This is a genomic window from Holophaga foetida DSM 6591 (assembly GCF_000242615.2).
GTDB lineage: Bacteria > Acidobacteriota > Holophagae > Holophagales > Holophagaceae > Holophaga > Holophaga foetida.
In genome coordinates this window covers 2,412,115-2,424,730 of the sequence record NZ_KI912268.1, presented here as the reverse complement: position 1 = coordinate 2,424,730, position 12,616 = coordinate 2,412,115, and the positions used below count along the sequence as shown (strand labels likewise).

Below are 12,616 nucleotides of genomic sequence, written 5' to 3'. Positions count from 1 at the left end.
CCCCCTTGGGAACTTGGTCGCCTCAGCTCTTGGCCTTGAGGGTTCCGCCACTGCTCAGGGTGTAGGTCCCTGTCAGGGCGCCCCCGCTGCCATTGGTCATGCTTGTGTAGGTGATGGTGACGCCGGAAGAGGCATCCACATTGGTCGGAACGCCCGCGCTCAGGACTACACCGGACAGGGTGGTGATGTTGGAATTGGCGGTGGCGGTCCACTTGCTGCTCGCATCCAGGGCGAGTGTCTTCGTCCCGCCGACGTTGTCCGTGTCGATGGGACCGGTGAGGGTGGAAGCGGTCAGGGTCATGGCAAGGGTGCTGGAGGAATCACACAGGATGACCTTCCCGACAAGGGTCTGGTTGTTGGCGACGAAGGTGACCACGCCGCCATCGCTTCCCCAGCTGCTGTTGACGTTGTCGATATAACTGCTCGCGGCTGAGGCCGTGCCAGCCACCAGGAGCGTATCGGACGCATTGACGATGGTGGCGCCATTCAGGGTGATGACCGCATCCGTGTCGCAGACGAAGAAGGCCGGGCCCTTGGCAAAGCCATTGGTTAGGGTCCCACCGGTCATGGTGAACCTCCCGGTGCCCACCGTGGAGTCCCCCGACATGCTCTGGTAGACAATGACCCCCCACTTGGCGACCCCAGACAGGCTGGTGTTGTTCAGCGTGATGGAGTTCAGGCCCTCGATGCAGGCGGCTTCGGAACCGGTTGCACTCAGGGTGCAGTCGGTGACCGTGAAGGTTCCGGTGCAGTAGATGCCCGGGGAGCCGCTCCCGGCGGTTGTCCCGGTACAGTTGGTCGCATTGATGGTGGGGGCGCTGGCTCCCGTGTAGCGGTCCGAGGCCAGGGCGGCACAGGAGCCTCCCAGGGTGGAAAGGGTCGAGTTGGTGATATTGACGGTGCCGCCATAGGTGGCATCCACGCCCCGGGAGTTGCTGTCGCCGGTGGTGACGATGGTGACGTGGTCAAGGTTGACCGTCGCGCCCTCGCCAAAGGCAAAGGCCCCGTTGGCCCCGGATGCGGCGGTGCTGATGGTGCAATCCGTCAGGGTTACGGTGGTGGTCTTGCTCGTCTCCACATAGCTGCTGGCGGAACTGGAAGAGGAGGCGAGCACCCCGACGTTGAACCCGTAGAACCCGCTGTTCTCCAGATCCGTCGTACTGCCGCTCTTGGTGGCTTTGGAATTGTTGAGGGTCAGGCTTCCACCGGGGGCCACCTTGATGGCCGGGGTGCCGGCGGTGGTCGAACTGTAGCTGTAATACTGCCCGGAGACACCCGCCGTGCTCGCCGAGTACGTGCCGCCGGACGTGAGCGAGACCGAGGAGTAATCGGTTCTGTCTCCTAGGGTGGAGGTCGAAGCGGAACTGGTGAAGTCGGTGCCGGTCACGTCTGCGTTGGAGAGGGTGATCGATGAGCTTGTGGGGCTGAAGGTATACCCGGTGAGTGTGGGGGCGACGGTGTAGGAGCCTGCGCTGAGGCCCGAGAATGTGTAGGTTCCGGAGCTCCCGGTTGTCTTCGTCGCGCTGCTGGCACCCGACAGGGTAAGGGTCACGCCGCTGGCGACACCCCCGCTTACCGTGCCGGAAATTGTGTAGGTGCTCGCGCTCGCAGTGGAGGTGGCGCCGCTGCTGGCACCTCCTCCACAGGCGGTCGCCAGGGCGACGATCCCGGTTGCCAGGAGGCTGGCCGTCCAAGGGCTGCGTTGCGTTCCGTATGGTGCTGTTCTTCCCATGGTGGTTGCTCCTCTCCTGGGACCGTGAACTGCTGCACAGGGATGCCGAATGACACGCTTTGACGGCATGTTGGGGTGATCCATTCTGGGTGGCAGCCGGGTGGCACAGGTGACACCTGAGGTCGAGTGTCGCCCCTTGTCCGCTGAGGCGACCCGGGAGTCGGCCCGGGGTCGGAGGGGAGCCGATAGGGTTCCTTGGGCATGGAAAAGGGCCAGGCACGGTGGCCTGGCCCTTTGCTTGCTGAATCGTGGAGACTCAGTATTCCGCTGGCAGTCCGTTGAGCTGGGCCAGGGTGTAGACCGGGCCGTCCTTGCAGACGTAGCTGGAGCCGGTGTTGCAGCGTCCGCACTTGCCCAGGCCGCACTTCATGCGGTTCTCCAGGGTGGTGTAGGTGTTCTCGGGGGGGAAGCCCAGCTTCTGGAGGACGGGCAGGGTCAGCTTGATCATGATGGGGGGGCCGCAGACGATGGCCACGGTGTTCTCGGCGCTGAGGCCCAGTCCCTCGACCACCATGGGGATGAAGCCCACCTTGCCGGTCCAGTCCGGGGTCTCGCCGCCGGGGTCCACGGTGCAGACCAGGTTGATGTCGCTGCGCCCTTCCCACTCCTTCAGCTCATGCTTGTAGACCAGGTCGTTGACGGAGCGGGCCCCGTAGACCACGGTGATGTCCTTGAAGTTCTCCCGGAGGTCCAGGCAGTTCCAGATGACGCTGCGCAGGGGGGGCAGGGCGATGCCGCCCGCGATGAAGACCAGGTTCTTGCCCTTCCAGGCATCCAGGGGGAACACATTGCCGTAGGGGCCGCGGAAGCCGATGGTATCGCCGACCTCCTTGTCCGCCAGGGCGCTGGTGACCCGGCCACTTTCCCGGAAGGTGCACTCGATGTAGCCCTTGCGGGTGGGGCTGGAGGCGATGCAGAAGGTGCTCTCACCCTCACCGAAGACGGAGTAGAGCCCGAACTGTCCGGTCTTGAATTCGAATTTCTGGCCCTCTTCCTCGTTCTGGAACTCCAGGCGGAAGGTCTTCACACCCGGGGCCTCCTGGGTCACCTGGGCGATCCGCATGAGGTAGGGGAGGTAGATGTTCTTGTCTTCACAGTGGCACATGGGAACTCCCGGAACCTTTTCCGTCATCCGCCTGGGAGGCGGCAACGGGTCATTCTCTTGGCTTTCCGGCCCTTGGGACCGGGGGGGATACTCGCGATTCAAACAGTCTTCACTCGGGTCCGCGTGCGGACCCTTTCGAAGCTGCGCTGGCGCTATTGCGCCTGCGCAGCTTCGACGAGGTGTTCCTTGAGGTTCATGTCCGCGGGACAGGCGCGGGTGCACTTGCCGCAGCCCACGCAGCCATACTGCTGGTAGCGCTCCGGGTAGTAGGCGAACTTGTGGTAGATCCGCTGGCGCCAGCGGGCACTCTGGACCTCCCGGGGGTTGTGCCCCGAGGCATGGAGGGTGAAGAGGCTGAAGCCGCAGGAGTCCCAGAGGCGCAGGCGCTCGCCCTTCTTGGGGTCGGCCTCCTCCTGGATATCGAAGCAGACACAGGTGGGGCAGACGAAGGCGCAGGCGCCACAGCCGATGCAGCGCAGGGACTGCTGCTTCCAGACAGGGTTCTCGAACATCCCCGGCAGCTTGGCGGTGAGGGCCTCGCGGTCGAAAGCCTTCTCGACCTTGGCGAGGACGGCCTCCTTGTCCTCGGTGGCGCCAGCCTGGAAGAACTGGGGGGCCAGGGCCTGGATGGCCTCACCCCTGGGGGTGAGGATCTCCGCCAGATAGCCGCCCTGAACGGGGGTCAGAAGGATGTCGGAGCCCTGGGTATCCCCGGGGCCGCCGCCAGCGGAGGTACAGAAGCAGGCCTCATCGGCGCTGGTGCAGCTCACGCCGATGATGGCGAGCTTCTCCAGGCGGGCGTTGAAGAACTTGTCCCGGCTGTCCCAGTTGAAGACGGCGTCCAGGGCCTTGAAGGCCCCGGCCTCGCAGGGGCGGACCCCGAAGAGGACCGTGGGGAGGGCGTGGGGCTGGGCATCCTTCAGATCGACCTTGCCGCCTTCCGTGGTGTAGGAGAGAAGCCGCTCCACCTTGGGGAAGACCGTCTCCTTGGCGGAGAGGATGGTCTGGAGGTACTGCTTGGAGACTTGGTCGGGGCTCGTGACGGCGTTCAGCTCCGTGCGGCCATCGGCGTCGGTGGGGGCCAGAATCCGGCGACCATCCTTGGCCAAGGCCTCGAAGAGGGCCGAAAGGGCGTCCTGGGTGAGTTTGTATCGTTCAGCCATGGGGACCTACCGGATGAAGGTTTCTTTGTCGTCGGGACGGAAGGTGGACAGGGCGTTGTCAATGGTGGCGCTGGCGCCGCCTCCCTGGCCGAACTGGGCGCGCACACTGTCTTCCGCGAAGAAGGTCAGCAGATGCACCGGAATGCCCACGGGGCAGGCCCGGCCGCACTCGCCGCACTCCACGCAGCGGCCCGCAAGGTGCATGGCGCGGACCAGGTGGTATTCCTGGTTGCCGACCGCATGGCTGGGCACGGGCACCCACTGGGGCCGGTTGCAGTCCATGGTGCAGCGTTCGCAGTAGCACATGGGACAGGAGTTCCGGCAGGCGTAGCACTTCATGCAGCGGGAGAACTCCTTCTGCCAGAAGGCGAAGCGTTCGGCCCGGGGCATGGCCTTAAGCCTGTCCAGCAGGGCCTGGTCCTTCTCGGTCTTCTTCTGGGGCACCAGGGCGAGGTGCTCCTCGAAGGCCTGGGCGGTTCCAAGTTGCTTCACGCCGCCCTCGGCGGGCACCAGGGCCAGGATGGCCCCGTCGGCAACCTGGTGTTCGGCGGTGAGCTGCAGGAGGCTGCGCAGGGTGCTGGGCCGGGAGGCGACCACCGCCAGCTTGCCGAGGTGTTTGATCTCGTGCTTCATCAGCAGGTTGGCGAGGTTTGTGGTGCAGGCCTGGTCCGCCACCAGCTTGTCGACCTCCAGGGCGGACATCGCGACGTGGGGGCGGCGGGTGTCGGAGGTGCCCCGGGCGTAGCCCAGGACTGCCTTGATCTCACCGGCTTCCAGGAGTTCTTTGGCTTTCTGTTTCAGGGATTCCACCATGCCCTCCTATTCCACGCCGAGGCCGACGAGCTGCTTCTGCTCGGTGTTGGGCCCCAGGGCCCGGATCTTGTCGGTCACTTCATTCACCAGGGCGCCCCACTTGGCGCCTTCCGCGGCGGAGACCCAGGAGAAGGTGACCCGCTCGGTATCGATGCCCATGAAGTCCATGAGGTCCCGGAAGACCATCCAGCGCCGCCGGGCGTGGTAGTTGCCGGAAGTGTAGTGGCAGTCGTTGGGGTGGCAGCCGCTGATCATGACGCCGTCGGCACCGCGCTCGAAGGCTTTCATGATCAGCATGAAGTCGATGCGGCCGGTGCAGGGGACCCGGAGGACCCGCACGTTGGGCTGGTACTTGATGCGGCTGGTGCCCGTGAGGTCAGCTCCGGCGTAAGTGCACCAGTTGCAGACGAAGGCGGTGATCTTGGGTTCGAATTGTTCAGACATGTCTCACTCCGCCTAGAGGGTCATGAGTTCAGCGAAGAGCTGCTCGTTGCTGAATCCGGCCAGATCGATGGCCTTGGTGCGGCAGAAGGCCACGCAGGTGCCGCAGCCCTGGCAGAGCCCGGGGTTGACCTTGGCCACCGTCTTGATGACCCGGCCCGAGCGGTCCTTGATCTCCTCCTGTTCGATGGCCTGGTAGGGGCAGGCGGTCTGGCAGAGGAAGCAGCCGGTGCAGGTACTGAAGAGGGGCGGAGCCTGGCGGTTCACCACGGCCACGATGGGCTCCCGCGTTAGCTCGTCCTGGCTGAAGAGGGCGGCCACCTTGGCCCCTGCGGCGCTGCCCTGGGCCACGGTCTCGGGGATATCCCGGGGGGCCTGGCAGGCGCCCGCCAGGAAGATCCCGGCGGTGTTGGTCTCGACGGGGCGCAGCTTGGGGTGGGCCTCGGCGAAGAAGCCGTACTTGTCGTAGCTGATGTGGAGGGTTTGGGCCAGATCCTCGGAGCGGTCCTGGGACTGGACGGCGGTGGCGAGCACCACCATGTCGGCCTTGATCTCCACGGGCTCGCCGTTCATGAGGGTGTCGGCCCCCTTGACGATGAGCTTGCCGTCCTCCTCATAGATGCGGGAGACGCGGCCCCGGATGTACTTGGCCTCATCCTCCTCGATGGCCCGGCGCACGAATTCGTCGTAGTCCTTGCCCGCGGAGCGGATGTCCATGTAGAAGACGTAGGCCTGGCCGTGGTGAACCTTGTGCTTGTAGAGCATGGTGTGCTTGGCCGTATACATGCAGCAGATCTTGGAGCAGTAGGGGACGCCCTTGGCGCGGTCCCGGGAGCCGGAACAGGCGATGAAGACCACGGTCTCGGGCTCCTTGCCATCGCTGGGGCGCTTGATGACGCCCGCCGTGGGGCCGGAGGCCGAGGCCAGGCGCTCGAACTGCATGCCATCGATGACATCCTTGTACTTGCCGTAGCCGTATTCGGGGAATTTGTCGGTCTGCATGAGTTTGAATCCCGTGGCCATGACGATGGCGCCGATGTCCATCGTGATGAGCTCATCCTCCTGGTCGTAGCGGATGGCGCCGGTGGGGCAGACCTTGGAACAGACACCGCACTTGCCATTCTTGAAGTAGGTGCAGTTGGCGGTGTCGATGGTGGGCTTGTTGGGCACCGCCTGGGGGAAGGGCACGTAGATCGCGGGCCGGAAGGCGAGGCCCTCGTTGAACTCGTCGGGAATCTTCTTGTTGGGGCACTTGGTGACGCAGAGTCCACAGCCCGTGCAGGCCTTCTCATCGACCTTCTTGGCCTTCTTGCGCACCGTGACCTTGAAGTTGCCGATGAAGCCGTCGACCTTCTCCACCTCGCTGTAGGTCATCAGCTTGATGTTGGGGTGCTGGGCGGCCTCCACCATGCGGGGGGTCAGGATGCACTGGGAACAGTCCAGGGTGGGGAAGGTCTCCGAAAGCTGGCTCATGTGGCCGCCGATGGAGGGGGACTTCTCCACCAGGACAACCTGGTGTCCGGCGTTGGCGATATCCAGGGCCGTCTGGATGCCCGCGATGCCGCCGCCCACCACCAGGGCCGTCTTGGTCACCGGGACCTTGATGGGCGTCAGGGGGGTGTCGTGCTTGACCTTCTCCACCATGATCCGGACCAGGTCCGCGGCCTTCTGGGTGGTGGCCTCGTTCTTCTCGTGGACCCAGGAACAGTGCTCCCGGAGGTTGGCCATCTCGCAGAGGTAGGGGTTCACCCCAGCCTCGGCGGCGGCCTTCCGGAAGGTGGGCTCGTGCATGCGGGGGGAACAGGCCGCCACCACGACGCCATCGAGCTTGTGCTCCTTGATGGCCTCCTTGATGAGGGTCTGGCCCGGATCCGAGCACATGTACTTGTAGTCCACGCTGTGGACCACGCCGGGGATCTGCCGGGTGAGCTCCGCCACCTTGGGACAGTCCACGGTGCCTGCGATGTTCTCGCCGCAGTGACAGGTAAATACGCCGATACGTGACATGTGCTACTCCCTACGCTTGGGCGCCGGTGGGGGCGTTGAAGGCCACGGGCACCATGTGCCGCTGGATCCCGAGCTTCTTGGGCTCGATCCCCATGGCCAGGCCGATCACCTGGGTCAGGAACAGCACCGGGATCTGGAGATCCTTGCCCAGGGCTGCATTGGTTTCGGGACGCCGCATGTCCAGGTTGCTGTGGCACATGGGGCAGGCCACCACCAGGGCTTCGGCCTGGAGCTTGACGGCGCTGTCCACGATCTTGCCGCAGAGCTTGGCCACCAGGTCCGTGCGGGTCACGGAGAAGGCCGCACCGCAGCATTCGGTCTTGAAGGGCCAGTCGATGGGGGTGGCCCCGACCTTGGCGGCCAGCTGGTCCATGACCTGAGGATCCTCGGGACGGTCGAAGTTGACCACCTTGGGGGGACGGACCAGGAGGCAGCCGTAGTAGCAGGCGACCTTCCGGGCGAAGGGCTGGACGGCCTTGGCCTGGATGACATCCGCGAAGCGTTCCAGGACTTCCAGGACGTTCACGACCTTCACGGCGCCCGTGTACGGCATTTCGATGATTTCCGAGACCCTGGTTTTGTGGTCGGGGTTCTTCTCCAGCTCGCTATAGGCCCCGATGAGGCGGCTGTAGCAGGCGGCGCAAGGGGCCAGGACCTCGGTGAGGCCCGCGGCCTCGGCCTGGGCCAGGATCTTGGCGGGCAGGGCCACGCTCAGCTCGTGGTCCAGCACGTGGGCGCTGCTGGCGCCGCAACAGTTCCAGTCCGGCACTTCCACCAGCTCCAGGCCGATGGCTTCACAGACCGCTTTGACGGATTCGTTGAATTCCCTGGAGGAGCCCAGGAGGGAACACCCGGGATAGTAGCCGATTCGCATAATCACCCCTTGCTGCCCAGCGTGCGCTTGAAGATCCGCTTAACCGCGGCGGTGCCCTTGATCATGTGGGGCAGGAGCCCCAGCTTGCCCCGGACATACATCTTGGGGGCCAGCATCACGTCCTTCAGGAAGTGGCCAGAGCGGAGCTTATAGTTGGCTACCAGGCCGATCTCGTAGAGGCGGCCGGTCTGCTCGACCGAGTCCAGGAAGGCTCGGTGGAAGGCCAGGATGTCCTTGCTCTTGGGGTGGGCGATGCCGCGCTTCAGGGCCTCGGCGCGCACCACATCCATGATCTTGGGGATCTCCACTTCCTGGGGGCAGCGGGTGGAACAGGTCTCGCAGGAGAGGCAGAGCCAGATCCCGGCGCTACGCATGGCCCTCTCGTCGTACTTGTCCTGGCCGTACTGCAAAAGGCGAAGGACCTGACAGGGCGTCAGGTCCATCTCTTCGGATACAGGACAGCCCGCGGCGCACTTGCCGCACTGGTAGCACTGGGCCAGGGAGATCCCCGTGGCCGCCTTGACGCGTGCTGCCAGGGTGTCCGCGTGGGGGGCGTGGTGACTCGCACTGCTCATGGTTCTTCTCCGGGCGGAATCTGTAGCTGGGCCGCTCCCCGTCGCAAAGGACTTCTGCTCTGGGGATGATGCAAACTGTGAGTTCCATAAGGAGCATCGTGCGTGATGGGAAGCCCGACCAATCGGCAGGATGCGGAACGTTAATTGTCATATTCTATGTGGATTAATTCAAGATCAAATTGATCGCTATCGGCAATCATTTATGCTGATAAGCACGCGCTAATCTGGTCATTTGAGATATTTTATCGATACAAAAATATCCATATATCTCCCAAAAGGGCCCCCCGCAAGGTGTCCGGCTTGCACACCCCAGTGTGTGATTCTGGTCATACCAACTTCAAGGACTTTTTGTAATATTTGAAATGGAATAAGTTGAGAAAGAGGCAGGAGGGGCCGTTCGAGCCGAAGTTCGATAGTGAAACCGCGAGACTTTCCTTATCTGGCGGGCCTTTCTAGGGAAATCGGGTGTTGCGGTTCTGGCTACAGGGCGTGAGATACCCCCAGCAGGTCCAGCGCACGCTGCTGCAGAGGGCTGGGGGTCGAGTAGAGCGTGACGGGCGATTTGGCTCCTTGGAACAGAACCTGATTCCGCGTCAGCCCTTTCAGATCCGCCAGAAGGTCATGGAAGGACATGACGGGATGACCTTCCCGGCTTCTACGGGTCCTGCGCTTGCCGTTCGCCACGCCCTGGGGCTCGCCGTCGAACAGCAGGGGTTCCCAGTCCTTCCGCATGTGCCACTCCACGTAGTAGGCCAGCATGCAGAGGAATACATGGGCTCGGACCCGGTCCTCCAAGTGGTGGTGGATGGGGCGGATCTGCAGATCCATTCCCTTCAGGCTGCGGAACGCCCATTCCACATGGGAAAGGCTGTGATACGCGTCTCGCGCCTCTTCGGCCTTCAACTGGGTGGCCGGGACCTTGGTCCGCACCACATAGATTCCATCCGCTGCAGCCTCATGCTGGATGCAATCCAGCCTGGCGCGACCACGTGAAGTCCGTCTCTCCGATCTCCACCTGGTAGTACTTGGCCATGCCGTAGGCCACGAGCGCCTTGCCCACCTCCACCCCGATCGGCCCCTTGCCTCTCAGTGGCTTGACCTTCCGGATGCAGGCCCGGTGGGCCTCACGGAGCTTCCGATCCGTCAGTTCCAGCAGCTCCCCTCGCTGGACCTGACGCTTCTCCTGGGTAAAGGGATTGAAGCAGGCCACCAGGCGTTCGCCTGGATAGTCGGGATGGCTGATCTCTGCCAGGTTCCGCTCGTCGAACAGGCTTGGGGTGATCACCTTGGCCGCGCACAGCTTCTCGATGGCCGGACCCCGGAGAGCCGTCAGGTAATCGAGATGAGCAGGCTCCACGTCCTCGTCGATCCGGGTCTGGGTGATCATGCCCCGGTCCCCCACCAGCACCACATGCTCCAGGCCCCAGCGCTCCTTGAGCTTCTTGATCTGGTTCGGAACCGTCTTGGGATCGCCGGTCCTGCCCTCGAACACCTCGATGGCCACCGGCACCCCCTGGGCGTTGCAGAGCAGTCCGTAGACGATCTGCAGCAAGTCCGAGCGGCGATCCCTGGAGTAGCCCCGCTGGGCCAGGGGACAGGTCTTGCCCTGGAAGTAGCTCCCGCTCACGTCGTAGAGCACCATGCAACCCCTGCTCAGGTGCTGTTTGGCCAGGGCGGCCTCGATCTTGGACTGGCGCTCGAACAGCCAGTCCATGGATTGGTAGAACTCGCTCTCCGTGGCTCCCTCCACCCCCAGCACCTGCGCCAGCGAGGACATCCGGGTCTCGCCCAAACAATGACGGGAGAGGGATAACTTACTCCCGGGATGGATCAGCCGACCCGCCACCAAGGCCAAGGCGATGTCTTTCTCCCGGCTCGGCCGGACAGCCAGCAGGCGATCCAGACCCAACTTCTTCATCGTCCCCACCACGGCTGCAACATGACCGTGGGGGCGCGATTCCATCGTCTCGAAGGAATGCCCCACAGGGCCCACAGCCTGCCCCTTGAGTCCCAATCGGATCGCATCAATCACCGTGTCCGGCAACATGGAAAGGTTGGCCAGGGTCACGTTGCGGACCTTTCCGTCTTCTCGGAAGGAGTGGCGCAGCAGGTGCGAGTGGTAGACCTTCTCGCCCACCTTGCGGGTCGTTGTGGCGACATGAACGGAGAGCTGATTGGTCTTCATGCCAATCAAAATAGGCATGCCACGGAATATGTCAAGGTTAATTAGTGTCTACATTTGACACATGCAAAGCCATTCCAAGCCGCACCTGGACTACGCTGGCCGTCCATTCGCATATCGAACTTCGGTTCGAGGTGCGATACCTTGGAAGCATGTTTTCCTGGCTCACCTGCAACCGTCTCCTGCTCCTGGTGGTCGTCCTTGTGGCGGCCCTGCTCCTCTATCCGAGGGGGTGGCCCCTCTCTCTCCATCTCCTCCGCTTCTACCCCAAGCGCCTGGGGAGCGCCATTGCTGGGTGGGCCGCCAGTCGTGAGCTTCCCCGCTCCCTGCGTCCCGTTATCCTCGGTGGCTTCGCCCGGAGCTATGCCATCGATCTGTCAGAGGCGGAATTCCCCCTGGGGGACTATCCGAGCCTCCAGGCCTTCTTTACGCGGCGTCTCAGGCCGGGCCTGCGTCCCCAGGCACAGACTATTCCCGGGGGGATCAATAGTCCCGTGGATGCCCGGGTCTTCGCCTGCGGACGTATCGACAAGAACACGATGATCCAGGCCAAGGGGCTGCCCTACCGGGCCTCCGAGCTCCTGAAGCACATCCCCGACCCGGGCCGATTCGAGGGGGGGCACTTCCTGACCCTCTACCTCGCACCCCAGGATTACCACCGCATCCATGTGCCCGTGAAGGGCGCGGTGACGGCCGTGGCGCGTGTGGAGGGGGAGCTCTGGCCCGTCAACGACGCCAGCACAACCCATGTCGCCCGGCTGTACGAACGGAATCGCCGGGCGGTGTGGATGGCGAAGGGGCTGGGCGCCGACGAGGGCCTGGAGGTGGCGGCGGTGCTGGTGGGGGCCACCCATGTGGGGGGTGTCATCATCGACGGTCGCTGGCTTGAGGGCCGCACCCTGCCGAAGGACGGCGGTTTCCCGGTTTCCGGCCTGCCCTGCCAGCCAGGGGATGACCTGGGCACCTTCGAGTTCGGCAGTACCGTGGTTCTCCTGGTGGGCGGTCCCAAGGCAGAGGCCTGGGAACCCCTGATCCGCGAAGGCAAGGTCCGGGTGGGCCAGCGTCTGGGGGCCTTCCGGTGAAGGACGAGATCTTCGCCCACGAGCCCCTCTGGGAGGAGGGCGGCGATCTCCCTGGGGCCCTGGAGGCCCTCTTCGTGGCCACGGGGGAGGTTCTGGAGCTGGGCCGCCTTCGGGAGCTCACGGGGCTGGGCGAAGGGCCCATCCTCCAGGCCATCGAGAAGCTCCAGGAGCGCTTGAGGGCTCCCCGGGGCATCCGCCTCATCGAGGTGGGGGGTGGGTGGCGCATGGCCACGGCCCCGGAATACGTGGAGCTGGTGTCCAAGCTGGTGACGACCCTTCGGAGCGGTCGCCTGACGCCCGCCCAGGTCGAGACCCTGGCCATCATCGCCTACCGGCAGCCCGTCACTATCCCTGAGATCAATGAGCTGCGCGGAGTCACCTCCGGTGCCAACCAAGTCAAGACGCTCCTGGAGCGGGATCTGGTGGTGCCCGCCGGGCGCAAGGCGGTGGTGGGTCGTCCCATGATGTACGCCACCACCCAGAAGTTCCTCCTCCACTTCGGCCTCAGGAGCCTGGAGGACCTGCCGAGGCTGGCGGACTTCGGTGACGGCAACCTGGAGGCCCAGGCCCTGGCTCAGCTGGAGCCCCCCATGCCCGAGGGGGGATTGTTCGATGGGGTGGAAGACTAGGTCTATCTAGTAT

General features: G+C 64.1%; 12 protein-coding genes. 2 read left to right on the top strand and 10 right to left on the bottom strand.

The features are described 5' to 3' along the window. Nucleotides 1-22: 22 nt before the first annotated feature. From HOLFODRAFT_RS24500 to HOLFODRAFT_RS20655, 10 genes are all read right to left on the bottom strand, one after another. Complete coding sequence (locus tag HOLFODRAFT_RS24500; RefSeq protein ID WP_005033320.1) at nt 23-1,732, bottom strand: beta strand repeat-containing protein; 1,710 nt, start codon at nt 1,730-1,732, stop codon at nt 23-25. Nucleotides 1,733-1,988: 256 nt separating this feature from the next. Then, a complete protein-coding gene (locus tag HOLFODRAFT_RS0210855) occupies nt 1,989-2,837 on the bottom strand; it encodes an FAD/NAD(P)-binding protein (RefSeq protein WP_005033317.1) in 849 nt (282 codons plus the stop codon). Between the two features lie 152 nt (nt 2,838-2,989). Further along, on the bottom strand, nt 2,990-4,000 hold the full coding sequence (locus HOLFODRAFT_RS0210850; protein ID WP_005033312.1) for a 4Fe-4S dicluster domain-containing protein: 1,011 nt from the start codon (nt 3,998-4,000) through the stop codon (nt 2,990-2,992). A 6-nt stretch (nt 4,001-4,006) separates the two neighbouring features. Beyond that, nucleotides 4,007-4,810, bottom strand: coding sequence for a ferredoxin family protein (locus HOLFODRAFT_RS0210845; protein WP_005033309.1), 804 nt, complete (start codon nt 4,808-4,810; stop codon nt 4,007-4,009). 9 nt (nt 4,811-4,819) lie between these two features. Beyond that, entirely contained in the window at nt 4,820-5,257 is a 438-nt protein-coding gene (locus tag HOLFODRAFT_RS0210840; protein ID WP_005033307.1) for a hydrogenase iron-sulfur subunit, read from the bottom strand. A 12-nt stretch (nt 5,258-5,269) separates the two neighbouring features. Further along, a complete protein-coding gene (locus HOLFODRAFT_RS0210835; RefSeq protein WP_005033305.1) occupies nt 5,270-7,261 on the bottom strand; it encodes a CoB--CoM heterodisulfide reductase iron-sulfur subunit A family protein in 1,992 nt (663 codons plus the stop codon). Nucleotides 7,262-7,271: 10 nt separating this feature from the next. Next, entirely contained in the window at nt 7,272-8,135 is an 864-nt protein-coding gene (locus tag HOLFODRAFT_RS0210830; RefSeq protein ID WP_005033303.1) for a CoB--CoM heterodisulfide reductase iron-sulfur subunit B family protein, read from the bottom strand. A 2-nt stretch (nt 8,136-8,137) separates the two neighbouring features. Next, nucleotides 8,138-8,710, bottom strand: coding sequence for a 4Fe-4S dicluster domain-containing protein (locus tag HOLFODRAFT_RS0210825; RefSeq protein ID WP_005033301.1), 573 nt, complete (start codon nt 8,708-8,710; stop codon nt 8,138-8,140). Nucleotides 8,711-9,190: 480 nt separating this feature from the next. Further along, nucleotides 9,191-9,640, bottom strand: coding sequence for a hypothetical protein (locus HOLFODRAFT_RS25080; RefSeq protein ID WP_211237950.1), 450 nt, complete (start codon nt 9,638-9,640; stop codon nt 9,191-9,193). Nucleotides 9,641-9,665: 25 nt separating this feature from the next. Continuing rightward, nucleotides 9,666-10,895 (bottom strand): IS1634 family transposase, encoded by a 1,230-nt coding sequence (locus HOLFODRAFT_RS20655; RefSeq protein ID WP_052572537.1) that lies wholly within the window; start codon nt 10,893-10,895, stop codon nt 9,666-9,668. A gap of 149 nt (nt 10,896-11,044) precedes the next feature. Here HOLFODRAFT_RS20655 and asd point away from each other — a divergent pair, with 149 nt between their 5' ends. Together asd and scpB are read left to right on the top strand one after the other, a co-directional pair. Further along, complete coding sequence (gene asd, locus HOLFODRAFT_RS20650) at nt 11,045-11,974, top strand: archaetidylserine decarboxylase (protein WP_005033298.1); 930 nt, start codon at nt 11,045-11,047, stop codon at nt 11,972-11,974. Continuing rightward, a complete protein-coding gene (scpB, locus tag HOLFODRAFT_RS20645; protein WP_005033296.1) occupies nt 11,971-12,603 on the top strand; it encodes an SMC-Scp complex subunit ScpB in 633 nt (210 codons plus the stop codon). Before asd ends, scpB begins: the two co-directional genes overlap by 4 nt. Nucleotides 12,604-12,616: the final 13 nt, after the last annotated feature.